Genomic DNA, 25469 nt, shown 5'->3' with positions numbered 1-25469 from the left:
GCCCGGCCACGCCGACCCGGTTACGCCACCCCGGCTACGGCAGTCCCCAGGGCTCTCCCGGCTCACTCGGGGTGACCGGGGCGATGACGAGGTCGGGTCGCTCACCCGCGTACAACAACACCTCGCGTCCCTTGGGCAGTTCGACGGCGAGAGTGCCGTCGTCCGCCGTGTGGGTGCGCGCCGGTCTGCCGTCGTCAAGGACCGCGGTGACCCGCCCGCCGGTCAGACCGTGCCGCAGGCGCAGCGGTTCGCCCGCCAGACTCCGCACGCGTACGAAGCGGGTGACGCCGCCGCTGCGGACCGCGCTGACCAGGAAGGCTCCCTGGGTGCGGAAGTCGTGCAGGGTGACATCGGCCCAGGAGTCGGGCACGGCGGGAAAGACCCGTACGACGCCGTCCCAGCTCTGGCAGAGCATGTCGTGCAGGGACTGGGACGCCGACAGCGGTGTCTCGATGACCGGCCCGGCCTCCGTGTAGTGGGTGTTGGCCCGGCACGGATAGCGCGTGCTGGTGTCGAAGAACTTCTTCAGGTACGAGAGTGCCGTGTCGCCGCGGCCCATCATCGCGTACAGCGACGCGGCGCCCGTATAGCTGTAGCCGCGGTGGGAGCCGGTCAGCGCGTGCCAGTGGACGACCGACTTCTCGATCAGCTCGCGCTGCTCAGGCTGGTCCCAGTTCACGAGATACAGCGGATAGACCATCAGCAGATGCGAGTAGTGGCGGTGGGACTGCGCGTACGGCGTGTCCGCGCCGATCATGTAGCCGTTGGCGTCCACGGGGTAGGGCGTCAGCCTGGCCAGCACCTCCCGCCAGCGCGGTACGAGCGGGTCGTCGACACCCAGGCGCTCGGACGCCTCCAGCAGCGTGCCGCAGCCCCAACGGATCAGCGCCAGATCGTAGTTGGTGTCCTTCGGCGGGACCACCGGATACTCCGGGGACAGCGTCGACGGCAGATGCAGCTTGCCGTCGTCGGCGGGCTGGAGGAAGTGCAGGTAGTAGTTGATCGCGCGGCGCAGCAGCGGGTACACCGTGTCGCGCAGCAGGTCCTCGTCCATGCTGTGGCGGTAGCTCAGCCATACGTTGTGCAGGGCCCAGGTCAGATTGCCCGCCTCGCCCCCGCTGCCCGGCACGGGGACACCGCGGTTGGCGAACATGTCGGAGCTGCGGCCGACTCCGGCGCTGTCCGCCCGGTACGCGGCGGGCACGTTCGCGATCAGCTGCTCCTGGTTCTGCCTCAGGGTGCTGGCGAGCGAGTCGAGTTCGAGGTGGTTGGAGCCGTGGATCAGCCAGTACTCCAGCTGGATGTTGAGGTTCCACCACACGGCGGGCCAGGGGGTGGGTTCGAGCCAGGGCCCACACGTGGCCATCGGGGGGCCGCCCTCGCGGCTGGCCGACGCGATCTTGTAGAGCTGGATCCAGTGGAAGCTCTGCAGCCGTTGGTCGGGGATCGAGACGAAGCTCTTGCGGTAGAACGCGTGCCACCAGCGGGTGTGCTGCCTGCGGAGCGTTGCGTAGGGAGCCGCACGCTGGATCTTCCTGAGCGACGCCTCCCCGGCCCGGGTGTCGGAGGGGTGGCTGTGGGCGACATTGAGCAACAGGGTGTCGGCGGTGCGGCGGTAGGCGGTCGCGGTCTGGCCGCCGCCCACGAGCGGCTGGAGCACCTGCTCGACGTCACCGGTGGTGCGCGTGGTCCAGGGCGGGTTGGCGACGTAACCCGTCGGCGGTGCCTCGCTGATCTTCCGGGGGCTGATGGCCTCCTCGGGGTGGAACGTCCAGCGGACCTCCTCGTCGCCGTCGGCCGTGACGCGTGCGGCGAGGATTCCGTCGTGGATGAGGGCGGAGAGGGTCAGGGTGCCCTTGTCGGTGGTGATGGTGCCGGTGAGTTCGGCGTTCCACAGGCTCAGGCGCCAGTCGACCGTGCCGATGGTGCCGACCGGATCGAGGGTCAGATGTCCCACGGGCAGTCGGCAGGTGCCCCAGCCGCTGCCGAACTCGGGCCGGTGGTCCTGTACTTCGCCGTGCTGGACGGTGAAGCGGACGCTGTTGGCGCCCGGCTCCTTGTAGACCATGCTGCCCAGTCGGCCGTCACCGAGGAAGGGCCCCTCGTGCCACAGGGTGGGCATCCTGTGCCACACCAGGTCCTGCCGGCGCAGGAAGTCGGTCCACGCGCCGTCCGAGCCCATACGGTTGCGGAGCGTCCAACGGCCGCCGATGGAACCGGCGTTGAGGTCCTCGTCGACGGCGTCCGGGACCGGGGCGGGTGCCGCCTCGGCGGCCGAGGGCAGTGCGGCGGCGGCCGTGCCGCCCAGCACCGAACCGAGCACGACTCTTCTAGAGGTCATTGCGGGTGCCTCCAAGATGCGACACGGCTCACCGAGTCCAGTACGTGAGGTTGCGGAAGCGTGCCTCGGCCCGGCCGCTGCCGTGGTGGTAGACACCGTTCTTGAAGTGGCGGGTGGCCGGCCCCCGGTCCGCGGTCGTCAGGACCAGCTCGTCGTCGAAGTAGACCTTGACGCCGCCACCGGAGGCGTTGTGCTCCAGTTTGACGTTGAACCACGTGTTGAAGGCGTTCGTCCTGAGGACCGTGCTGTCGTACGCCCTCACCGTGCCGCCGCTCGCGCTGTAGGCGTTGAGCATGAAGTCCGTCGCCGGTGTGCCCGACGGGTGGATCACACGGAGGATCTGCACGAAGGTCGCACCGTTCGTGCCCGACGGGAGGTACACGTCGGCATCCCACATGTGCTGTCCGGAGGTGTACTCCTGCCGCCAGCGCATCTCGGTGCGCGGGTCGGTGGAACTGCCCTGCGACATGGGCTCGTCGGTGTCGTACACCCACATGCGGTGGACGCCGCCGCTGTTGCTGTACCGGTCACCCAGGTCCAGGTTCCACGGCTTCTGCATGCCGTAGGTGAACGCGGTCTTGCTCCAGCCGTCCGTGGGCGACGCGGCGGAGGCGGCAGCGGAGGACGTCGATGTGGTCGTCGCCCAGGCGGCGCCTCCGGCCAGTAAGCCTCCGGCGGCGAGAACGGTGCGTCTCGATGGGTTTGATGGGGGCATGCCAATCCAATCCTCGAAGGGATTCATCGGATCTATTGCCTGTCGAAGGGTAGATCTGGCCGCTCAGGGCGTCAATGATGGTGATGAGTCAAAGATAGATCCGATGTGAAGGGCTCGGTGATCGGTCTTGGGGCCGGGGGTTGTTGTTGCAGTGGGTCGGATGCCAAGGCCCTGGAGTTCCCGACGGTTGCCGGCGGAGCGCGCACGCCGCACGCACTGGGCACCCTGGGGACACCCGGGCGTAAGCGGGAAGTGCCACGCTGCGGCGATGGACATGACGCCACTGGCGCGCTCGCTGCTGGAACCGATACCGGCGCATCGGACCGTGGGCGTCGAGGTGCTCCGGGCCGCCGACGGCGTGGCCGAGATCGCCGCGGACACCCCCGAGGGGCTGACGAACGTCATCGGGTCGCTGCACTCCAGCGGCCTCGTCGCCCTGGTGGACGCGGCCGGGCTTGGAGCGATCATCGCCGCCGCGGCGCGGCCCGAGGACTTTCAGGGTGTCGTGCCCTTGGGGGCGGCCGCATCCCTGGAGTTCCTCGCCCCGGCGCGCGGGCGGCTCGTGGCCACCTGCCGTCTCACCGACGAGGCTCGGCGCGTACTGCGTCCGCTTCTCGACGGACAGGCGGACCGGGCCCGGTTCGCCACCAGTGCCGAAGTCACCGACGCCGAGGGGACATTGGTGTGCCGGGGCGCCTTCGACTGGAGTGTCCGGCGGACCGCGCCCCCGGCGACGCGGCACCACCCGGAGTGAGCGAACGAGGTTCCCGGCGCCCCGAAGGGCACCGGGAACCGATCAGACCTCTGCCCGCTTGCGTATCACGAGCTTCTTGATGAGCGGCCAGGCCAGCAGCAGCACGATCACCGCGTACACGATCACCGAGAAGGTCGTGTTGACCAGGCCCGTGACGCTGCCGTCGCTGATCTGCAGGGCACGCCGGAGCTGCTGTTCGGCGTTCGGGCCGAGGATGACGCCGATGACGGCGGGGAGCACCGGCAGCCCGTAGCGCCGCATACCGAAGCCGATCAGGCCGATGATCAGGAGGATCACCAGGTCGATGACCTCGCCGCCGACCGCGTACGCGCCGACCGCCGCGAAGAACATGATCCCCGCGTACAGGTACGGCCGCGGGATGCGCAGCAGCTTCGCCCACACCGGCGCCAGTGGCAGGTTGAGCGCGAGCAGCAGCACCATGCCGACGAAGAGGGAGGCGATCAGGCCCCACACCAGGTCGGGTTCGCGCTCGAAGAGGAGCGGGCCCGGCTGGATGCCGTACTGCTGGAAGGCGGCCAGCATGACCGCCGCGACCGCCGTGGTCGGCAGACCCAGGGTCAGCATGGACACCAGCGTGCCCGCCGCGGAGGCCGACGCCGCCGACTCCGGCCCCGCCACGCCCTCGATCGCGCCCTTGCCGAACTCGTCCTTGTGCTTCGACAGGCGCTTCTCCGTGACGTACGACAGGAAGGTCGGGATCTCGGCGCCGCCCGCCGGGATCGCGCCGAACGGGAAACCGATGACCGGTCCGCGCAGCCACGACTTCCAGGTCCGCCGCACATCGGCCTTGCCCAGCCACGGCCGGCCCACCGGGATCGGCTCGCCCGGACTGCGCCGCAGATGCGCCGCCACCCACAGGGCCTCGCCGATCGCGAAGAGACCCACCGCCACGATCACCACGTCGATGCCGTCGGCGAGTTGGAGCGAGCCGAAGGTCAGCCGCTGCTGCCCGGTCATCTGGTCGAGGCCGACCAGCCCGATCGTCAGTCCGATCAGCAGGGACGCCAGCCCCCGGATCCGGGACGAGCCGAGCACGGACGTCACGGCGATGAACGCCAGCACCATGATGGCGAAGTAGTCGGGCGCACCGATGTCCACCGCCAGTTCGGCGACCGTCGGCGCGAGCAGGACCAGCAGGATCGTGCCGATCAGGCCGCCCGCGAAGTGGCCGATGGCGGCGGCCGCGAGCGCCTGCGCGCCGCGCCCCGACTTGGCCATCGGGTTGCCCTCCATGGCCGCGACCACGGCCGCGCTCTCGCCCGGCGTGTTCAGCAGGATCGAGGTGGTCGAGCCGCCGAACATCGCGCCGTAGTAGATGCCGGCGAACATGATGAACGCGCCGATCGGATTCAGGCCGTACGTCACCGGCAGCAGCAGGGCCACCGCCATCGCGGGGCCGATACCGGGCAGCACACCGATCGCCGTGCCGAGCAGCACACCGATGGCGGCCCACAGCAGGTTGATCGGGGTGAGCGCCGTACCGAACCCGTCCATCAGGGAGTTGAGGGCGTCCATGTCACAGCACTCCCATCAGCGGGCCGCCGGGCAGCGGTACCCCGAGCAGATTGTTGAAGATCACGTACGTGGCGAGGGAGAGCACGGCCGCGATGAGCGGGTCCCGGTCGAAGCGGCGGCTGCCGAGCGCGAAGGCCGCTCCCCAGAAGAGGAGCGCGCCCGCGACGGGGAAGCCGACGGGCTCGATGAGGACGGCCGCGCCCAGGAACACCCCGGCGAGCAGCAACACCGTGCGCCAGTCGGCCGGTTCGGACAGATCGATGTCCTCACCGCCCTCGGCCTCGCCACGGCCGCCGCGCAGTACGTCCACGGCGAGCAGGGCGGCGATGACGAGCAGCCCGACGCCGACCACGATCGGCACGGTCTTCGGCCCGACGGGACCGCGCTGGGTGATCTCCACGTCCATGGTGAGCGCGTCGCCCAGAACCAGCGCGCCGAGCGCCAACAGGAGGACGCAGACGCCCAGTTCGGAGTGGTCGCGCAGCCACGAGCGCCGTTCGTCCGTCGGTGGCGTCGGGGAGGCTTCGGTGGTCGGCGTCGTCACAGTCCCAGCTCCTTCAGTACCGAAACCACGCGCTTGTCCTGGGCGTCGAGGAAGTCACCGAACTTCTCCCCGGTGAGGAAGGCGTCGTCCCAGCCGTTCTGCTGCATCGACTTCTGCCACTCGGGCGAGTCGTGCAGCTCCTCGACGAGGCGTACGAGCTTGTCGCGCTCGGCGTCGGACAGACCGGGCGGGGCCACGATGCCCCGCCAGTTGGTGAAGTCCACGTCGTAGCCGGACTCCTTCAGCGTGGGCGCCTGGGCGAGTTCGTCGACCCGCTCCGGTCCGGTGACCGCGAGAATCCGGAGCTCGCCGGCCTTGATCTGGTCGAGGTACTCGCCGACACCGGACACCCCGAAGGCGACCTTGTTGCCGAGGATCGAGGCGAGCAGCTCGCCACCGCCGTCGAAGGGCACGTAGTTGACGTCCTTCGGGGCGATACCGGCGGCCTTCGCCATCAGCATGGGCGCGAGATGGTCGGGCCCGCCGGGCGAGGAACCGCCGCCCACCGGCAGCTTGCCCGGGTCCTTCTTCCAGGCGTCGACGAGCTGGTCGATCGTCTTGTACGGGGAGTCCTTGCCGACCACCACGACGTCCTGCTCCTCGGTGAGCCGGGCGATCGGGGTGGTGTCGGCGAGCGTCTTGGGCGCGTCGTTCGAGCGGACGGCGCCCACGACTCCGAGGCCCATCGACATGGCGAGCTTGCCGTTGCCGTGCTCGCTCACCAGCCGGCTCAGTCCGACGGTGCCGCCGGCGCCCGGAAGGTTGAACACCTCGATGTTGTGCGTGAGTTCGGCGTCCTCGGCGTTCTTCGCGGCCGTACGGGCCGTGATGTCGTAGCCGCCGCCGGGCGTGTTGGGGACCATGAAGCGCAGGCCCGGGATCTGCGTGCCCGTCGCGGAATCGCTGCCCGCCGTGAGCAACGGCGGGCCCACGAGCACGAGCACGGCGGCCCCGAACAGGGCGAGGAGGGTGCGCAGGCGCACGAATGCCACCACCTGTCGGTACGTCGATGAGGTCGGGGGAAGCCCTGTGGGGAGGGTGACGTGGGCCACATGTTGCCCGTACGTCGAACGTCTGTCTCTCTTCCGGAACCAACGGAGGTTGTGGTCTTTGTGGCCACCGGCGCCGGTCGCGTGCACGGATGGTACGGCGCCTCTCCCGCCCCGGCTCCCTGCTCACCCCTTTTCGCTCACCCCTTTTCCCGGCCACGGGAGGGGTCCATGATGGGGCGACCCCACAGACGAGCCGCCCAACGCCGTGTCGGCCCGAGAGATTGAGTACGTCGTGGTCGCCACCTTCCGCCGTCAGACCCTCGCGGGCGAGATGCTGGTGCTCCAGCTCGCCATCGTCGTGGTGGTGCTGCTGGCCGTCGCCGCGGTCTCCCTCGCCCAGTCGGAGGCGACCTTCAACCGCGTGGAGGGCCGCCGCGTCGCCGCACTGGCCGAGCAGTTGGCCGCCAACCCCCTGGTCCGCAGCCAGCTCGTACGGCCCGCGCCGCTGGAGGCCCTCGCCCCGCTGGTGAACTCCACACAGACCCAGTCCGGGGTCACCTCCGTGACGGTGACCGACGCCGACGGCCGGATCGTCAGCTCCACGAACCCCACGGCGATCGGTGACCGGCTGGCACTCGGTGAGGGCGCCGCCGAGGGCCGAGGCTGGTCGGGCTCGCTGACCCTGGACGGCAGCCGCCAGCTCGTGGCCCAGGTGCCGGTACTCGGCGCCACACAGCAGAACCTCGGTCAGTACCTGGGCACGGTGATGATCGGCGAGGCCGACCCGACCGTGTGGCAACGCCTCAACGGCGCGTCCTCGTATCTGCTCGCCTACCTGGGCATCGCCAGCGGACTCGGCCTGGTGGGCTCCTGGCTGCTGGCCAGACGCGTCAAACGGCAGACCCTCGGCCTGGAACCCCGCGAGATCGCCGGACTGGCCGAACACCGCGAGGCGATGCTGTACGGGATCGCCGAGGGCGTGATCGCCCTCGACCCGCAGCACCGGCTCACCCTGGCCAACGACATGGGCCGCCGCCTGCTCGACCTTCCCGAGGACTGCGTGGGCCAGAGCCTGGCCGAACTCGGCATCGAGGGACGGCTGCGGGACGTCCTGGTCGGCGACCGCAAGGGCGCGCCCCACGAGCGCGACGAGGTCGTGATCCGGCACGGCCGCGTACTGGTGATGAACCGGATGACCGTCACCAAGGACGGCCGCCCGCTCGGCTCGGTCACCACCCTGCGCGACCGCACCGAACTGGCCCGCCTGGAGCGGGAGATCGGCTCCTTCCGCAGCTCGTCCGAGCTACTGCGCGCGCAGGCCCACGAGTTCGCCAACCAGCTGCACACCATCTCCGGGCTGATCGAGATCGGTGAGGAGGACGAAGTCGTGTGCTACATCCGCGCGTTGAACCAGCGCCGCCAGTCGCTGGACGTCACCCTCAGCCGCCGCGTCCGCGACACCGCCGTCGCCGCCCTGCTCATGGCGAAGGCGTCATTGGCCGCCGAGCGGAAGGTGCGGCTGCGGATCTCCGACAGCACCGCGCTCGACCGGCTGGTACCGGAGGACGCCGCCGATGTGGCGACCGTGGTGGGCAACCTCGTCGACAACGCCGTGGACGCCGCGTCCGTCGCCGGGGTCGCGGGTGAGGCGGACGGCCACGAGGCCTGGGTGGAGGTCGAGCTGCGGCAGGACGCCTCCAGCGTGGAGATCGTGGTCCGCGACTCCGGCCCCGGCGTCGCCCCGGAACTCGCCCGGGAGGTCTTCCTGCACGGCTTCACCACCAAGGCGGCCCAGGAGGGCGAGCGGGGCATCGGCCTGGCGCTCACCCGGCTGGTCTGCGAGCGTCACGGTGGTGAGATCTCGGTGACCAACACCCCCGAGGGGGCCATGTTCACCGCACGCATGACCGTCAGCCACCTCGCCGACGCGGTGGCGGAAGGAGCGGCCCGATGAAGGGGACGAAGGGGATGAAAGGCACGTCCGGCACGCCGGACACGCCCCGTGGGCCGGGCACGTCCGTCGCGACCGACACCATCGACGTGCTCGTGGTCGATGACGACTTCATGGTGGCCCGCGTCCACCGCACCTTCGTCGAACGCGTCGAGCCGTTCCGGGTCGTCGGCGTCGCCAACACCGGCGAGCAGGCGGCCCACGCCGTCGACGAACTGCACCCGGACCTGGTCCTGCTCGACCTCTACCTGCCGGACGTCTTCGGTCTGGACGTCATCCCCCGGCTGCGCACCTCCGGCCACGACTGCGACGTCATGGTCATCAGCGCCGCCCGGGAGGCCGACACGGTCCGCGGTGCCGTCCGCCACGGCGTCGTCGACTACCTCCTCAAACCGTTCGAGTTCGAGGACCTGCGCGCCCGCCTGGAGCGCTACGCCGTCCAGCGGGGCCGCCTCCTCGCCACCGTCGTGCACGGCCAGGCCGACGTGGACCGGGTCCTGGCCGGAGCGACCGTGCCGGCCTCGGCCGGGGGCACCCTCCCCAAGGGCATGAGCGTCGAGACCGCCGAGCTGATCGAACGCACCCTACGCACCGCCGAGGGCACCCTCTCCGCCGCCGAATGCGCCACCCTGGCCGGCATCTCCCGCGTCAGCGCCCGCCGCTACCTGGAACACTTCCACACCGTCGGCAGCGCGGACGTGACGTTGCGCTACGGGGCGGCGGGGCGGCCCGAGCGGCGGTACCGGTTCCAGGGGTAGTCCGGGCGGATGCCGTTCCGGCGGCGAGGCCCGCGCTTGGCGTTGGGACGAGGTGATGGGCCGGGTCGCCCGTCGTCATCGGCCGGGGAGCGGTGGCGCCAGCTCCGGCCGGGCCAGCATGCGCCGGTTGGTACGGCCGTTTTCGAGAGCGGCGCGGGCCACGATCCACCCGGCCAGGAGGTGAGGCTCACCGGGGTCGCGAGCGAGAGCGTCGGCATACCGGGCAACGGCGGTTGCCGGGTCTCCGGCCGCCAGATGGTCGTCGGCGGTTCGGCGGGTGACGGGTCGGTGGGCGAAGGCATGAGTGCGCAGGTCGGGCCAGGGAGATTGGTCGGCACGGAAGCGGAGAGGTGAACCGCCGCGTCCGGTCTCGGATTCCTGAGGCGGGACCACATTGCGCAGCCGCCACTCGGTGCGGTGCAGCGCGGCGGCCGTACGGGCCCGGGCCAGGGTCGTCGGATCCACGGGCTCGCGCAGCCAGCTGTCCAAGGTTTGGGCGAGGCCGTTGAGGAGTCGGCGCCCGGGCGCGGTGAGCCGCTCACTGGTCAGCAGGGTGCGTACGACGAGACGTGTCTGTACACGGCGGAGTGCGAAGTAGTACGCGGCGACGTGTGCGTGCTGCGGCTCGGACATTCTGTCCCGCCAATAGCCGGCAACGCCGGTGAAGGCGTACGCGCCGTGCAGCAGGCCGGTGAGGTGGCGCGGGTCGTTGCGCCAAGGCGCGTAGTACCGCTCCTCGCGGTCGTCGTCGAGGAGCGGCAAGAGATGGATGAGTGCGGCGAGCTTGCTGTGCTGGAACTCGTGGACGAGAGTCTCGGCGAGCGCGAGCCCTGTGGCCGGCCGGGTGATCACCATGGACCCGAACGAGTCACCGCTGGAGGCCGACAGCTCCACGACCGGCGGGGGCGGGGGCGTGGTGCTGGTGCGGCCCCACGGCACGATGGCCCGGATCCGGGCCGGATCCAGACGGCCGGGGCCGGGATCGCGTCGGGCTGTGAGGAGGCCTGAGGCCTCCTCTAGTAACTCCTGCCAGGCCGCGGCCTCGTCGGGATCGAGCCGGTCGGGGGCGATCGGCTCATCCAGGTCACGGTAGGGGCCGAGATCGTCGAGCGGGATGGCAGTCGTGCCCGAAGGGCCGGTGTGGGTCAGAACGCGCAGCGGGATCCATTGCCCCGCACCCGGTGCGGGTGCGTAACCGGCGTCCAGCGGTGCCGCTGACCCCCGCGCGGTCATGGTCCGAGGTCGGCAGACACAGGAGGCATCGTCTTCTGGTGTCGTGAGCTCCAGTTCGCCCGCCTTCGTCCTGGCCCGTCCGATGGACAGACCCTGCCGCACCCCGGGCAGCCGGGCCAGTCCGAGGCCCGGAAGGTTCAGCGCCCCGTCGACCAGCGGAACCGGGAGGTCGACTTCCAGCTCCGCCTGCAGTGCGGCCGTGACCGCCAGTACGTGCAGGTGGCCGGTCTCGGCCCAGAGGGGTGGCCCTGGCGCTGTGTCGTGCACACGGCGCAACAGATGGGCGAGCCAGCCGCCGGTCTGAGGAGCGAGCAGCAGCCGCTCCACATGATCGGGCGACTGTTCGGCCACCATTTTGAGGGCGTGCCAGGCTTCCATGGACGGGCCGAGTGGAGTGGGCACCGCACCGATGTGGGAGAGCGCGGTGCGCAGGAGCAGCAGCCGACGGGCGCGTTCGCCTTGTTCGAGAAAGGTGACGGCCACGGGAGAGCCGCCGCCGGCGGCGAGTTCCGCGAAGAGGTGATCGGGCATGCGGAGCGGAGGGCGGATCTGCTCGCTGGTCATTCCCGGGGTCCTCCGGTGGTGAGTGCGGGCATGCGGTGCCACGGCTCAGCTCGGCTATTCGGCCCTCGGATTGGTTCCCCCGCTGATGCCGCTGCGGGAACGCAGGACCTCTTGGAGCATGCGGGCAGTGGATGGGAGCGGAGCAAGGCGGTCCACGGCGGTGCACGACACCGTGGCGAGATCCGCGAGATCCGACTCCCAGACGCGTCCGCCTACCGCAGGCGCCTGCCTGTCTTCGGCGGTATTGGCATCGAACAGAGCGGGCGGCTGGTCCAAGATGCGTCCCCCTTCTCCGACGGCGGCACGCGATGCCTCATGCTCTGACCATCATGACGGACCCTGTCCATATCGGAAACCCGTGCGATCACGCCACGTGATCAGCGTGGATCGTGCGGCTGTTCGCTCGATGTCAGCAAATCCCTCAGGGCATCGGCGAGTTCCCGCTCGCGTTGCAGGTCGTCATCGAGGGACACCATGGCGTCGAACAGGTCCCGCAGTGCCCCGGGGTGACGGCGGGCCAGCGCGGTGACGATGCTGGTGACATCCGTGCGGGCCTTTGGGTGTCGGGTCAGTGTTCCGGTGATCCGTGGGCTCAACGCCGCGACCACGACCTGCCGTTCGACCGGATCGGCCATCAGCGGATAGGACATGAGGACGTCCACGACGCGTTTCAGTGGGGAGAGCGGGGATCCGTGAGGGTCGTGGCGACGACCGGCCGCCGGCTCCGCCGATGGCAGGGTCTCGGTCCTCGCGGGGCTCTGCAACCGGATCTCCGGGTACTGCAAGGTACGGCCCGCTGACCGGAGCTCTGCAAAGCGACTCCGAACGGCGGAAAACAGCTCCTCCGGGTCGGGGAACGCAGGCAGTTGGGACTGATGGTTCATCAACAGCTCCAGGAGGATCTCCGAAAAGAGGCCGGTGGCCCGCGCGGGGTCGTTGACCGCGGCCCGGCCGCGGCCTGCCGAGCGCAGCACCGTCTGCCGGTGTGCCAGATTGCGCTGTCCCACGGGAAGGGAATTCGCCGGTAGTTGTTCCCGGAAGGCCAGTGCCTCTTCGAAGGTCTCGCACGCGTCCACGATCCACAGCTGCTCGGAGAACCCGGGTACGGCGTCACTGCTGTAGCGCGCGAGGGCGGATTCCAGGTCGACGCCCAGCTTGTCGGCGGTGGTGGCATCCGTGCAGAACAGCCGTAGGTGACCTGCCCGGTCGAGGATTCCGTGGCCGCCCCACCACACCCACAGGATGTCGCCGTCTGTCGACGGGACCCCGTTCACGAGGGTGCTGCGCAGGGTGGCGTGGTCGGCGGGGGCATAGGGGGTGTCGGGGGAGAAGGGGGCCAACGGAGCCAAGTGGAGTCGCAGGTTGGCATCGGGTACTCCGGCGGCAAGCAGCAGCCGACGGAAGGCGAGGGCGTCCCGGGCGGGCCCGGGCAGATCCCAGCCGGGCCCGGCGGCGTAGGTCTCGATGCCCACGATCAGCGCGTGGACCCGGGCCGGGTCCACGCCCCGTGTCGGCCACAGTGGTCCGGTCACGGCAGATGGTCCGCGATGTGCCGGTACACGGCCGGGTTGGTCCAGTAGGCGCTGTGCGCGGCGGGGAACGGCTGGCGGCTGTCGACGGCGATGTCGGTGACTCTCCCGGGGAAGAGCCCGGCGCCGATGAAGCCGAGCAGGTCGCGACGGTCGTAGAGGTTCAGCCACTCGGGTACGTGGGACGGCAGCGGTTCGGGGTGCACGAGGGAGGGCAGTGAACCCGACTCGTACAGGAAGGGCCCTTGGGAGCCTGCGGTCACGAGCAGGCGGACCTGGGGCATCGGAGTTGTGATGAGCGTGTCCAGGGCGATGATCCCGCCGAGGCTGTGGCCGACGAGAGTGACCGGGGCCTCCAGTCCGGCCACCAGGGTGCGCAGGCCGGCGCGCACCCGCTCGCCCCGTGCGAGGTAGCGCAGAACGTCACCGGCCGCAGGATGGGAGGCCTGGGTCAGTGCACGACGTCGGCGTAGGACGGCCCGGGAGGCGGCGGAGCCGGCCGACCGTAACACCATGGTCCGCAGGCCGCGTTCGGCACCCTGGGGCGGTGCGCCGAGTGCCTGTGCGAGCCGGTCCACGACGAGGTCGCGGGTGTCACCGACCGGAACGAACGGGACATCGTCGTCGAGGGCGGCGGCCATGACGCGGGCTACCAGGGACCGGGCCGTGAGGATCGCGAGTTCGTCCGGCTGGAGGACGGCCGCGGCGGGTCCGAGGAGAGGATGGGCGGCCAAGTCCGCTGCGGCGCGGGCCATGCCGGGCCCCAAGTCGCCCAACTCTGCGACGGGCAGACTCCCTTCGGCTGTCAGCGAGGACAGCAGCAACTGGATCTTCTGCTCAGGTGGGACGAAACCGGGTGGCCGCTCCACGGCCGGCTTCGCGCCGGAGGCGGCGAGGACCAACTCGGCGTCCGGGTCTGCGTACAGGGCGGCCCAGGCTGCGGTGTCGTCGTCCGGATCCGCCTCGGCGATACCGCGGGACGTGCCCGCCTCGGGCGGCAGACTTGCACCGCCCGCGGCAAGCGTGGCGCCGTACGGGCCTCCCCAGTAGTAGGGCACCACACGCGCCTCGCCCCGCAGGCCCTTCAGTCCTGCGGCGAACCGACCCGTCAGCGCGGAGAAACCCGGCTCGCGTACCCCTGTTCCGTGAATGAATACGACCGACGGCATGTGCCCCCCCGTGGTCCCGCTCCAAGTCTCTGTGCCACGGTCGAGGCATCCTCGACCGTCCGATAGGGCAAGGTGCGGGGACCGCGCGCCGCGGCCCCCGTGGACGAACGCCTTACAAGGGCAGAGGCGCCATGTCGCATTCGATACGGCGTCGTTGGCGGGCGGCCAACAGCCAGGGGTGATCGGCGCGCACCACGAGGTTCAGGCCTTCGACCGCCTTGTCCGCCAACTCGTCCGCTTCCGACCTGCGACCGAGCCCTCGCAGATCCAGGGCAAGATTGGTCGTGCACGCCAGGGTCAGCGGGTGGTTCCTGCCGGCGACCTGTGCCAATGACGGCAGAGCGGCCTCGTCGATTTCCCTGGCCAGTTCGAAGTCCAGAGCTGTGTAGGCCGTGCTGGCCCGGCCCAGGGCAACGGTCAGGGTCGTCATGTGCTCCGGGCCGAGGGACTCCGTGAGCCGGAGAGCCGCGTCGTCCTCCAGGTTCCGCGCCTCCTCGAGGTGGCCCAGGGCGCGGAGGGTCGTGGCCAGATTCGCCTTGGTCATCGAGGTGTTGGGGTGGTTTTCGCCGAGGCTGTTCGCGTAGCGCCGCATGGTGTCCTGGCCCAGTTCGCGTGAGCCTTCGAGGTCGCCCATGAGACGGCGGTCGATGGTGACTTCGGCGGCGGTCAGAAGCGTTTCGCCGTGGTTGGGGCCGTATCCGGTCATCAGCCGGCGCAATGTCTCCTCCGACAGTTTGGCCGCTTCGGCGACCGCTCCGTCGAGGCGCCTGCACACCGCCAGGTTCCGGGCGCTGCCCAATGTGTAGAAGTTGTCCTGGCCCAGGGACTCGTGCGCCCTGCGGTAGATGTCCTCCAGGAAGTCGCGGGATCCCGGAAAGTCGCCCCCCTCACGCATGTCGAGCCCGACGCCACTGAGCGTGCTCAGAGTGAGGCTGCTGGTCGGCCCCAGGAGCAGTTCGCGCTGCTGGGCGGTCTCCCGGTCCAGACTCAGAGCCTTGCCGAACTCGCCGCACAGTCGTAGCGACACACCCCAGTTGTGCGCTGCCTGAAGCGTGTTGAAGTCCTCCGCGCCGATCAGGATCCGACCCTGTTCGGTGGCTTCCCGGTCCAGCTCCTCCGCTTCCCTGTACTGACCCAGGTAGCGCAGCGCACCCGCCAGTTGGGACATGGAGTCGATGAGGTCCTCCGGTTCGACACCTGTGCGGCGCGAGACGTCCAGAGCCCCTTCGTTGAGCGGGATGGATTCGGGAATCTGACCGACGACACGCAGCAGGAAGGCGAGGATCTTCGAGATCCGCATGACGTGGATGTTTTCCTCGCCGGACGCCGCGAGCCAGGTCGTGTGCGTCTGCCGCGCGGTGTCGACAGCGGTTTCGTGGTCGCCCCAGAAGTACAGGAACAGCACTGTGTCGTAGACCAGCTCACGCACGAACGTGTCCGTGCTGGTCACCGCGCGCGACGAGAGGACGTGGGGCAGAAGCGTCTGGTAGGCGGGCCACTCCGCGGACGAGGCGTAGTGGCCCGGTTTGGCTGCCGACAAGAGTTGGTGGGCGGCCTCGCGCATGCGCTCGCGTTCCTCGCTGTTCAGCTTGGCGAGGAGCACGTTCTGCAGCAGTCGGTGCATCTGCAGGGTGTCAAACCGCAGGTCGAGCTTTACCAGGGAGAAGCGGTTCAGTTCCCGGATGGCCTTGCCCAGCTTGACCGAGTCGCTCAGCAGGGGGTTGACCTCGGGCGTGATGTCGATGGCACGGCGGCCGCGCAGCATGGAAAGAGGGACCGGCTCGGGCGCCATGCTGGCGCAGATGTCGAGGAGCTGGCGCGCGCCCGGGCTGTTCTCCGCGATCTGTGCCAGCGAGATGTCCCAGGCGGCGGCGACGGAGACGGGGTAGTCGGGGGAGGGGTCGAGCTGGAGGATCTCCGGGCGGCGCTCGTTCAGCAGGTCGATATAGTCGGCCACGAGCATTCCGGTGACGGCACGCCAGGCACCGGCCTGCTCCACGGCGAGTGGGAGATCGCCCAGCGCGCCGGCGAGCCGGTCGGCATCGTCCGCGGACAGATCCGGAGAGCGCTTCTGGAGCAACTGGATCGACTCGTCACGCTCGAAGACGTTCACCGGCAGCGGTGTCGCCACCCGCTCCCACTCGCGGTTGCGCGAGGTGACGATGATCTTCCCCGGGCCATTGGCCGGGAAGTACCTCCGCACCACGTCGACGTTCTCGGCGTTGTCGAACACGAGTAGCCAGTCGTCGTACTGGCCTCCGGCGCCCAGCGCCTCCAGGACCGCGGGCGCGGCTGTATTCGCGGCGGGGGCACTGCCCTCGGCTCCTGACCCGGTGAGGCGCAGCCTGGCCGCCAGACCTGCCAGTGCCGCCAGGATGAGAGGCTCCCGCTCGGCCGGGACCCAGCAGATCACCTTGTAGTCCTGCTGGTGCCGGTAGATGTATTCGAGCGCCAATTGTGACTTTCCTACACCTCCCATGCCATGTAGGGCGTGTGGCAGCACAGCCGCGGTGTCCTGGTCTCCCAGCTGTTGCTCCACAGCTCGCAGCAGCTCGGTGCGGCCCACGAACGATGTGTTCCGCAGGGGAACGTTCACCAGAACGGCAGGTGATCCGGTCGTGGTGCTCTGCATGAGGGACTCAGCCTCCGAGGCTTCAGGGCGGGACACGTCGGTTACCTGCATCGGCACGGGCTCTCCAGTCGGGTCAGGGACTACCGGCGCTTGATCACTTCCCTGACCGCTGTCGAATGACCCGCTGCCGGATGGGTCTTTTGCCGTGCCGGGAGCATTTCTCGGCCTGCTCCTGCCCAGGGGATCAATACGTTTGGCGCGTTCGGAGTACGGGCCCGCCAAGGCTCGGAGCACTGCCAGCTCGCTCCGCTGCCATCCCGTGTCGACCGGGTCGGGGAGCATGGTCCCCGCCGGATCGCGCAACGCGGCGCGAAGAGCCACACCGCGCTCCCCCGCAGCTGGAAGATCACCCAGGACGCTCACGGTGCGGGCGAGCTGAGTCCGGGTCGTGGTCGCCAGGAGCGCCTCACGGACACCTTCGGCGAACTCCGGCCGGTCGCCGCTCCAGTCGATCAGTCCGCCCATCATGATCTCGGCCAGATGGCCGGGACCGGTGTGCGGCATGGTCCGGTTCCGTAACTGCTCGACCAGGTCGAACTCGAAGGGAATAACCGCCAGTTGGGCTGCGAGCTGACGAGCCATCGGCGTGGCGAGTTCGAGGAACGCGCCCACCGCCCGGTCGGCTGCGGCAGGCATGCGAGGCGCGCGCAGCCCTGGCGCCGGTGTTCCTTTGAAAAGACTGCCGGCCAGGACCACGGGCAACTCCCGGCGCATTCCACGCTCACCGGTCACGAGACAGGCCCACGCCTCGATGGAGCCTGCCTTGAGCGACAACACCGGAACAGGCACGGATCCGTCGCCGGTCTCGGGCAGCGGGCGCATCGGGTCGGGCCCGGCGGACGGCGCGAGATGCCTGAGCCTGGCGTTGGGCGCGCCGAAGCCGCCGGACTCCAGGACCGCCGGGTACGGATAGAGAGAGGAACGATGGCGCAGATGGGGTGTCAAGAGGTGCACCAGGGCGGTGGGGCCGGCGGCCGCGAGGCGCCCGAGCAAGTTGTCCGCGGTCGATGAGGCCCATCCGTGTGCCAGGCCGTCGGTGACGACCAGGAAGAGCCGGCCACCGCTGCCGTCCAGTACTTCACCCAAGTCCGTGACGGACCGTCCGGTCGGCCAGCGCAGTGTCGGGTCACCGGTGAGCGGCACCTTTACCCGGACGGTGCGGACGACCCGAAAGGCGCCGCTCTGCTCGGCGGCCTCGGCCAGGCCGGCCACGGTGTCCTGCCAGATCTGCATGGTGGGGGCTTCGTCGACGAGTAACACCAAGTCGAAGGCGCAACTGCGGACGGGCTGGTGGAAGGGCAGCCAGAGCTGGTCCACGACGCCTCGCTCCGCTGTGGTCCGCTCGTCCAGCTCCGTCGCACGCCGGGAAGGCACGCGACGCGCGAGCCCGTGCAGGGACCGGGCGAGCTGGGCGGTGCGACTGCCACGGCTCGGATTCACCGGTCCGGAGCGGGAGGAGGGCAGCAGGGGGCGCTCCAGATGTATGGCGTCGGGCCCTTCGGGGGCGGGGACGAGCGACAGCTTGGGGGGTGGCTCCGGAGCCCCGGTGAACGGTCGCCCGGGCAGTGCATCGTGCCCGGAGGTGTCCAGTGCGCCCGGCCGTGAACCCGGATCCGCGGCCGGTTCCGGTGAAGCACGGCGTGCCCTGCCGTCGGACGGCGTGTCCGTCGGCCGCCCTTCGTCGCGGGGGCGGTCCCGTTCCCCGGTGCCCAGGGCCGTGGGATGGTGGTCAGGCCGCTGCGCGGCTGCGTTGCCGTCGCACACAGGGCTCGACGACGGGTCGATGGTGCGCCCATGCCGGGCCCAGAGAGCTGCCAGCCAGACGGCGTCAGCAAGCTCCTGCCAGTGGGGCGCGGTCTCGGTCTCAGGGAACGCCAAGAGCGACGACACCTCCGAGGTGGGGTCGGTGTCGCCGGGGCCGGATGCACGCTCCCTGGGAAAGCCGGTCATTCAGCGGCCCTTCGCGAGATCGCGGAGCAGCAGTTCAACGAGCTTACGCCCCTCTCCGTCGGCCTGGAAACCACCCGCAGTAGTCAACTGGACAGCGTTCAGCAACTGATCGAGTGCGTGTGTTCCGCCGCCCTGGACACGCTGCACGAACAGGTCGACCAGGGCTTCCGTGCCCTCCGGGCGGGTCGTCAAGTGGCGTTCCACGATGGCCAGAAGCTGCTCCCGGGTAGGGGTACGCATCTCCAGCGGAAGGCAGCGCCTGCGGAAGGCCGGCGGGAACTCCCGCTCGCCGTTGCTCGTGATCAGCACCACCGGGAACTCGCGGCACTCGACCCGGCCGTGCTGCACCAGGGCATGCCCTCCGGGGTCGGCGGTGTGCACGCGTGCACTAGGAGCCGCGGCGCGTTCCAGCTCCGGGATTTCGTAGCTGCCGTTCTCGAGGACGTGCAACAGGTCGTTCGGCAGATCGATGTCGCTTTTGTCCAGTTCGTCTATGAGGAGGACCCGCGGGCGCTCATAGGGCAGGAGTGCTGTGCCCAGCGGCCCCAAGGTGATGAAGTCCCCCAGAGAGGGCGGCTTGCGGCTGTCGGCCGGTGACTCCGCGTCGGCCTCGCCGGACCGTGTGCCGCCGCCGGTCTCGCCGCCTGTTCCGGCTGCCGCGGCCGTCTTCTGATCCGCGGCCATGTTCAGCCCGGCCTGCCATGCGGCGATGGCCTGTGCGCGTCCCATCGCGTCGTGGACGTAGAGACCGTCCCGCAGCACCGTGCGACTGACGACGCTCCATTCCAGAACGCGGCCCAGGCCCATCTCGCGTGAGACGAGGTACGCAAGTGTGGATTTGCCGATGCCGGGAGGCCCGGTGACCAGCAGCGGACGTCGCAGCACCAGAGCGGCGTTGACGATGTCGATCTCTTCGGGACCCAGCTGGGGGATCGTGTCGCCGAGTCCCAGACGGCGCAGCGCGGCTTCCTCCCCGCCCGGCGGTGGAGGCTGGACCGGGGTTCCGCGGAACCGGCGCCAGGGCGGCGGCGCGGGCAGCGCCGGCGGCTGGTCCCGGGGCGGGAGTCCACTGGCCTCGAACACCCGCCAGTCGTTCGCGCCCGTCTGCTCGTGTGTGGTCATGCCGGAGCCTCCTCGCTGGCGAGATCGCCGGGATCGGTGGTCTGGATGTCGACGAGTCGTGTGGGGTCGTCCCAGAAGAAGGCGATGTGCCTTCCCAGAAGCAGCGGACCTTGAGGATTGGCTTCGGCTTTTCGGCGAAGGCGGTGGACGGCCATCGGGACCTGCGCGGGCGTCGGCACTGACGCGAACACGGCGGTCACTACTTCCCGCCGCTCATCGAGGAAAACGCCTCTGCGATCCCAGACCGCCAGACCTATGCCCTCGGCGATGGCTGCCTTGAGTGCCTCAAGCGCGGGCGGTTCGGCGGGGGCGTCCAGCACCACGGCCGTCCGGTCGTGCTCCGTGGCGAGCGACACCTGCCAGTCGTCGATCCGCAGGCCATCGGGCTCGCCCCAGCTCTGCACCGAGATCCCGTGCTGTTGCATGGTGCGCCAGCGCTCCCGCCACTGGTCGATGACGAGCACGTCATCGGTACGCATGCGATCCAGACTGCGTAGGTGCACCCCGTACCTCAGGCCGAGCGGGAGTGGGTTCCCGCCTCCCGTAGTGAGCCTCAGCCTGGCCACATCGTGGTTGAGGAGGTCATACGGAAGGACGAACTCGATATACGGAAGTGGATGGTCCTGGTCGTCCTGCTTTGGTTCGGGGTGGACCGCCCACAGCCGGGCTCCCTGGCGAAGCACACCTTCAACGGCGGGGCCGAGACGATCGAGAGTCGTTGTGACCGGCTCGCCGGGCTGCGGTTGCCAGCGGCCTGGCGCGGTGTTGAGCCATGGGCGTACGACGATCTCGTCGGAACCGTCGCGGGCCGGTTCGACGGCCACGACCAGACAGCGAGGAATTCCGGGATCGTACTCGGTCGCCGTGCGCCGGGTCCGGCGTCGTTCCAGGGGCTCCAGCAGCCCCGCGTGCCGTGCCCACGCCTCGACCCAGTCGGAGAGCGCCTTGCGGTGGTCGGCAGTCCCGACGAGCCGGGCGGCATGGTCGATCAGTAGTACGGCGGGCGGCAGTCCGTCCGGTTGGGCATTCAACTCGACCGTATAAGTGAAGAGTTGTTCAATGGTCCGCCCGATGGGCAGATCAATACCGTGCAACTCCTCGACGAGTGCGTCCCGTAATCGGGTCGTCGGCACATTTTCTCCGACAGCATTCAGAAGGGCGTGCGCGGTGCTCTCGTCGTAGCCGGACAGCGGGCCGGGCGGCGGCATTGAGGCGGATGGCGCGGTGACGGAATCGACCACCGCTTTCAAGTCGGCAGCCGCCTCGGTCCCTTCGCAGACATCGACCACCCACACGAGTACGCGTTCCCCGCCCGGTGCGCTCAACGCGGCACGCACCAGTGTCACTACGTCCTCACGAAGCCTGACGCCGCGCAGGTCGATGTGCTGGTGCAGCTGGTCTCCGAGCAGTACGGCGAACTGCCCTCGTCCGGAAGCGTCTTGCATACAGCCCAGATCGCAGAGCACCTCGGTCAGCCGCAGTAGCAGCTCAACTCCCGGCCCATGCCAGGAGCTACCGCCGGACTCGTCGAAAGCCACGCCCGTCTCCACCGACTTTCCCCCATGAGTCGGTACGCCTGCCTGACCAAGCAGTGAAATTAGCATGGCACCTGACGGTTAACCAGGGACAAGGGATGCCGCGACTCCCCTTGCCACACACGGGGTTGAGAGAGTTCGGCAAGTGTCCGTTGGTGTGCGGCTCAGGGTCTTCGGTGTTGCGTTGGAGGCGGGACGCCGACAGATTCCGGGGTGGGCGGGTCGCGGCGGCCCGAACCGACCGGTCCAGGAGCGTGCAGTCCGCCGACGGCTCAGACGGCGACGACCGTGACGCCCGCCTCCTCGAACCGCCGCACCATGTCCTCGCTCACCGCCACGTCCGTGACCAGCGTGTTCACGGACTCGGCCGCGCAGATCCGGGCGAAGGCCCGCTGCCCGAGCTTGCTGGAGTCGGCGGCGACGATGACGCGTTCGGCCCGCTCGCAGAGCAGGCGGTTGATCGCTGCCTCCGCCTCGTCGGTCGCCGCCGCGCCATGGGTCACGTCGAGGGCGACCACGCCGAGGACGGCCACGTCGAGGGTGATCTGGCCGAGCACCCCGTCGGCGAGGGGGCCGACGAGCTCGTACGACTGCGGGCGGGCGACGCCGCCGGTCAGCACGATCTTGAACTGAGGCCGCACCGCCAGCTCGTTGGCGATGTTGAGGGCGTTCGTGACGATCGTCAGGGCGGGCGAGCCGGACGCGAGATCACTGCGTACGGCCAGCGCGCGGGCCACCTCCGTGGTGGTCGTGCCACCGGTCAGGCCGACCGCCTCGCCGGGCACGACGAGGTCCGCCACCGCCTTTGCGATGCGCTGCTTCTCGGAGGCGTGGCGGGCCGTCTTGTAGCGCAGCGGCAGCTCGTACGAGACGCCGTGCACGACCGCGCCGCCCCGGGTTCGTACGAGCATCTGCTGCTCGGCGAGCTGGTCGAAGTCGCGCCGGATCGTGGCCGCGGACACCGCCAGCTCGGCCGCCGCCTCCTCGACGTCCAGTCGGCCGCGCTCCACGAGCAGCTCCAGCAGTGCCTGCCAGCGGGCGTCGCGCGACATCCGCACTCTCCGTCCGTCGATCCGCGTATTGATCCAAACGATCCGTGCAGCGGCCGTTCCCTGATCTTTCGGTGACCCTAACGCAAGCCGTTCACCCGTGAATGCTTGATTGTGCTCGAAAGCTGGCTATATCTTGCAAGAACAATCATCATGGCTGGGAGGTCGCGGCGTGAGCCACGTGGAGAACGAGCTGAAGAGCCAGCCCGAGTGCTGGGTGCGGGCCGCCGGTGAAGCGGCGGTCCACGGAGACGTGCTGCCCGCCGCGGGGGAGCGGGCAGCCGTCGTCGGCTGCGGCACGTCGTGGTTCATGGCACAGGCCTTCGCGGTGCTGCGCGAGCAGGCGGGGCTGGGTGAGACGGACGCCTTCGCCGCCTCCGAGTTCCCGCACGGCCGCTCGTACGACCGGGTGGTCGCCCTGACCCGCTCCGGCACCACCACCGAGGTGCTCGACCTGCTCGGCAGGCTGAACGGGCGTACGCGCACGGTCGCGATCACCGCGGATCCGCGAACTCCCGTGATGGAGGCGGCGGATGACGTGGTCGTGCTCGACTACGCCGATGAGAAGTCCGTGGTGCAGACGCGGTTCGCGACCACCGCGCTCACCCTGCTGCGGGCCCACCTCGGGCTGCACGGCGACGCCGTTGTCGCCGGCGCCCGTACGGCGCTGGCGGAGCCACTGCCCGAAGGGCTCGTCGACTGCAGGCAGTTCACGTTCCTCGGGCGCGGCTGGAGCGTGGGGCTGGCGAACGAGGCCGGGCTCAAGATGCGCGAGGCCTCGCTCGCGTGGACCGAGGCTTATCCGGCGATGGAGTACCGGCACGGGCCGATCAGCGTGACCACCGCGGGGACCGCGACCTGGATGCTCGGCGAGGCACCCGAGGGGCTGGCCCAACAGGTGCGTGACACGGGCGCGTTGTGGGTCGGGGGCGGACTCGACCCGCTCGCCGAACTCGTCCGCGCCCAGCGCCTCGCCGTGGCCGTCGCCGCGGCCCGGGGCCTCGATCCCGACCAGCCCCGCCACCTCACCCGCTCGGTCATCCTCACCACGCCCTGAAGGGGGAGTCCATGCCTCTCGCAGCAGCCGGAGAGCTGGTCGCCCGGGCGGTCGCGTCCCGCACCGCCGTCGCGGCGTTCAACGTCATCACGCTGGAACACGTCGAGGCCGTCGTCGCCGGCGCCGAGGTCGCGGACGCGCCGGTCATCCTCCAAGTCAGCGAGAACGCGGTGAAGTTCCGCGGCGGACGACTGCTCCCGCTGGCCCAGGCCGCGAGCGCCGCCGCCGAACACGCCTCCGTACCCGTCGCGTTGCACCTCGACCACGTCCAGAGCGACGAGCTGCTGCGACAGGCGGCCGGCGCCGGATTCAGTTCCGTCATGTACGACGCCGCCCGCCTCCCGTACGCCGAGAACCTCGCGGCCACCCGGGCCGCCGCCGACTGGGCGCACGCCCAAGGGCTGTGGATCGAGGCCGAGTTGGGCGAGGTCGGCGGCAAGACGGGACAACCGCCGCTGGACGCCCACGCGGCGGGCGCCCGTACCGATCCGGCCGAGGCGCGCGCCTTCGTCACCGACTCCGGCGTGGACGCCCTGGCCGTCGCCGTCGGCAGCACACACGCCATGACCACCCGCACCGCCGCCCTCGACCATGACCTCCTCAAGCGGCTCGCCGAGGCCCTCGACGTGCCGCTCGTGCTGCACGGCTCGTCCGGTGTGCCGGACGACGAACTGAGGGCAGCTGTCGCGGGCGGCATCACGAAGGTCAACGTCGGCACCGCTCTGAACATCGCGATGACCGGCGCGATCAGGGACTACCTCACCGCCCATCCCGAAGCGGTCGACTCCCGCAAGTACCTGACCGTGGGACGGGCGGCGATGGCGGAGACGGTGACCCGGATCATCCGAGTCCTGGGCACCGCCGGCTGACGCTCAGTCCGCGTCCACGAGCTTCTCGAAGAAGAACTCGTGCTTGAGGAACGACACGTCGTACTCGCTCCCCGGGTACGGCGGGATCAACTGGGCCGCCTGGAACAGCCGCCAGCCGTCCCGCAGGGCGTCCACCCCGGATTTGTACGGGGGTTCGTCACTGTCCCCAGTGGTGGGCGACGTACGCCCCGTGCCGTCGTACACGGACCAGCCGACCACAGGCGAGTCGAGCGCCGACGTACCCAGATAGAGCACCAGAACCTGTTGACGGACCGTTATGCGACCTCCTCCTGAGGGCGGTTGGAGACACGGGTCACCCAGTGCTCCAGGTCGAAGGACCCGTCGCCGGTCAGGGACCGCCACAGCAGCACACGGTTGTAGATCTCCAGCCGGCCGGTGGCGGGCTCGTACCAGGGGAAGGTCGTCATGAGCTCCTCGGCCACCCGGGGATCGTCGAGGTCCGAGGTGTCCCACAGCCGTCGCTGACGTACGGCCGGATTGAAGCGGATCTTGAACATGTACCGCACCGCGTCGCTGTCGTTGCGCCGACCGCCGTGCCAGAGGCCGTGGTGCAGAAACACCACGGTGCCGGCCGGGCAGACGAGCCGGGACTGACCGAGCAGGTTCTGGTAGCGGCCGGTGTCCGTTTCGTTCGTACGCCGCAGATGGCTGCCCGGCACGCTGAGGGTGCCACCCATGTCGAGGGTCACGTCCTGCGGGTAGTACATCAGCTGGACGTCGAAGGCATCGGTGCGCACGTCGATGATCGCGTCGCCGTGCAGCGGCTGCGCCGCCCCCTCGCGAGGCTCGCGGACGTGCACCGCGTGGTGGTCGACGCGCCGGTCCGGGCCGACGAGGCTGCGCAGGGCCCCGGCCACGGCCGGGATGTCGAGGAGCCGCCGGGCGAAGGAGCCCTCGGGGTAGGCGTCCGCCACCGTGCTTCCGTAGGGCACACCCGGGACGCCCCGCCCCAGGAACCCGATCGCCTCGGCGTTCATCTCCGCCGGCACCACCGCGTCGAGGCGCAACGAGCCGTGGGCCACGAAATGCGCCATCCGCACGGAGCTCAGCAGCGGAGCGACACCCGACCTCAGCAGCGGCGAGACAGAGGGAGGGACAGAGGGCGAGACAGGGGGAGGGGCAGGACGAGGGGGCGGCGGCGGATGCTC

At 69.9% G+C, this 25469-nt stretch carries 19 protein-coding genes; 5 read left to right on the top strand and 14 right to left on the bottom strand.

The window, feature by feature from the left end; translation table 11 throughout:
- Positions 1-34 precede the first annotated feature (34 nt).
- Both ACFWXQ_RS12790 and ACFWXQ_RS12785 read right to left on the bottom strand, forming a co-directional pair.
- Entirely contained in the window at positions 35-2341 is a 2307-nt protein-coding gene (locus tag ACFWXQ_RS12790) for a Tat pathway signal sequence domain protein (protein ID WP_383945464.1), read from the bottom strand.
- A gap of 28 nt (positions 2342-2369) precedes the next feature.
- Positions 2370-3056, bottom strand: coding sequence for a polysaccharide lyase family 7 protein (locus ACFWXQ_RS12785; protein ID WP_383945461.1), 687 nt, complete (start codon positions 3054-3056; stop codon positions 2370-2372).
- A gap of 268 nt (positions 3057-3324) precedes the next feature.
- Between ACFWXQ_RS12785 and ACFWXQ_RS12780 the strand changes: the two genes are divergently transcribed.
- Positions 3325-3810 carry a PaaI family thioesterase gene (locus ACFWXQ_RS12780; protein WP_383945458.1) on the top strand — a complete coding sequence of 162 codons (486 nt, stop codon included), beginning with the start codon at positions 3325-3327 and terminating at the stop codon, positions 3808-3810.
- Positions 3811-3852: 42 nt separating this feature from the next.
- Here the strand turns inward: ACFWXQ_RS12780 and ACFWXQ_RS12775 are convergent, their stop codons facing one another.
- The 3 genes from ACFWXQ_RS12775 to ACFWXQ_RS12765 are packed head-to-tail and all read right to left on the bottom strand — an operon-like array spanning position 3853 to position 6873.
- Entirely contained in the window at positions 3853-5346 is a 1494-nt protein-coding gene (locus ACFWXQ_RS12775; protein ID WP_383945455.1) for a tripartite tricarboxylate transporter permease, read from the bottom strand.
- Position 5347: 1 nt separating this feature from the next.
- A complete protein-coding gene (locus ACFWXQ_RS12770; RefSeq protein ID WP_383945452.1) occupies positions 5348-5890 on the bottom strand; it encodes a tripartite tricarboxylate transporter TctB family protein in 543 nt (180 codons plus the stop codon).
- Entirely contained in the window at positions 5887-6873 is a 987-nt protein-coding gene (locus ACFWXQ_RS12765; protein WP_383945494.1) for a Bug family tripartite tricarboxylate transporter substrate binding protein, read from the bottom strand. The genes ACFWXQ_RS12770 and ACFWXQ_RS12765 overlap by 4 nt, the downstream gene beginning before the upstream one ends.
- A 301-nt stretch (positions 6874-7174) precedes the next feature.
- On the opposite strand from ACFWXQ_RS12765, the gene ACFWXQ_RS12760 reads away from it, so the two are divergent.
- Both ACFWXQ_RS12760 and ACFWXQ_RS12755 read left to right on the top strand, forming a co-directional pair.
- Complete coding sequence (locus ACFWXQ_RS12760; RefSeq protein WP_383945449.1) at positions 7175-8836, top strand: ATP-binding protein; 1662 nt, start codon at positions 7175-7177, stop codon at positions 8834-8836.
- Positions 8837-8850: 14 nt separating this feature from the next.
- Positions 8851-9591, top strand: coding sequence for a response regulator (locus ACFWXQ_RS12755; protein ID WP_383945491.1), 741 nt, complete (start codon positions 8851-8853; stop codon positions 9589-9591).
- A gap of 75 nt (positions 9592-9666) precedes the next feature.
- Here the strand turns inward: ACFWXQ_RS12755 and ACFWXQ_RS12750 are convergent, their stop codons facing one another.
- The 7 genes from ACFWXQ_RS12750 to ACFWXQ_RS12720 form a co-directional block, all read right to left on the bottom strand.
- Positions 9667-11388, bottom strand: coding sequence for an HEXXH motif domain-containing protein (locus tag ACFWXQ_RS12750; RefSeq protein WP_383945446.1), 1722 nt, complete (start codon positions 11386-11388; stop codon positions 9667-9669).
- A 377-nt stretch (positions 11389-11765) separates the two neighbouring features.
- Positions 11766-12920, bottom strand: a complete 1155-nt coding sequence (locus ACFWXQ_RS12745; protein WP_383945443.1) for a caspase family protein — start codon at positions 12918-12920, stop codon at positions 11766-11768.
- Positions 12917-14086: a hypothetical protein gene (locus ACFWXQ_RS12740; RefSeq protein WP_383945440.1), complete on the bottom strand. Its 1170-nt coding sequence runs from the start codon at positions 14084-14086 to the stop codon at positions 12917-12919. The genes ACFWXQ_RS12745 and ACFWXQ_RS12740 overlap by 4 nt, the downstream gene beginning before the upstream one ends.
- Before the next feature lie 112 nt (positions 14087-14198).
- A complete protein-coding gene (gene fxsT / locus ACFWXQ_RS12735) occupies positions 14199-18668 on the bottom strand; it encodes an FxSxx-COOH system tetratricopeptide repeat protein (RefSeq protein WP_383945437.1) in 4470 nt (1489 codons plus the stop codon).
- Complete coding sequence (locus ACFWXQ_RS12730) at positions 18669-19790, bottom strand: AAA family ATPase (protein WP_383945434.1); 1122 nt, start codon at positions 19788-19790, stop codon at positions 18669-18671.
- Positions 19787-21340, bottom strand: coding sequence for a hypothetical protein (locus ACFWXQ_RS12725; protein WP_386268137.1), 1554 nt, complete (start codon positions 21338-21340; stop codon positions 19787-19789). Before ACFWXQ_RS12725 ends, ACFWXQ_RS12730 begins: the two co-directional genes overlap by 4 nt.
- A 257-nt stretch (positions 21341-21597) precedes the next feature.
- Positions 21598-22377, bottom strand: coding sequence for a DeoR/GlpR family DNA-binding transcription regulator (locus tag ACFWXQ_RS12720; protein WP_383945428.1), 780 nt, complete (start codon positions 22375-22377; stop codon positions 21598-21600).
- 169 nt (positions 22378-22546) lie between these two features.
- Here ACFWXQ_RS12720 and ACFWXQ_RS12715 point away from each other — a divergent pair, with 169 nt between their 5' ends.
- Both ACFWXQ_RS12715 and ACFWXQ_RS12710 read left to right on the top strand, forming a co-directional pair.
- Positions 22547-23431: an SIS domain-containing protein gene (locus ACFWXQ_RS12715; RefSeq protein WP_383942091.1), complete on the top strand. Its 885-nt coding sequence runs from the start codon at positions 22547-22549 to the stop codon at positions 23429-23431.
- Between the two features lie 11 nt (positions 23432-23442).
- Positions 23443-24300: a ketose-bisphosphate aldolase gene (locus ACFWXQ_RS12710; RefSeq protein WP_383942094.1), complete on the top strand. Its 858-nt coding sequence runs from the start codon at positions 23443-23445 to the stop codon at positions 24298-24300.
- Between the two features lie 3 nt (positions 24301-24303).
- On the opposite strand, the gene ACFWXQ_RS12705 is transcribed toward ACFWXQ_RS12710, so the two are convergent.
- On the bottom strand, positions 24304-24579 hold the full coding sequence (locus ACFWXQ_RS12705) for a hypothetical protein (RefSeq protein ID WP_383942193.1): 276 nt from the start codon (positions 24577-24579) through the stop codon (positions 24304-24306).
- On the bottom strand, positions 24576-25355 hold the full coding sequence (locus tag ACFWXQ_RS12700) for a phytanoyl-CoA dioxygenase family protein (protein ID WP_383942097.1): 780 nt from the start codon (positions 25353-25355) through the stop codon (positions 24576-24578). Before ACFWXQ_RS12700 ends, ACFWXQ_RS12705 begins: the two co-directional genes overlap by 4 nt.
- Positions 25356-25469: the final 114 nt, after the last annotated feature.

The organism is Streptomyces sp. NPDC058697 (assembly GCF_042715345.1).
GTDB lineage: Bacteria > Actinomycetota > Actinomycetes > Streptomycetales > Streptomycetaceae > Streptomyces > Streptomyces liliifuscus.
This window is presented reverse-complemented; position numbering and strand designations above follow the sequence as displayed.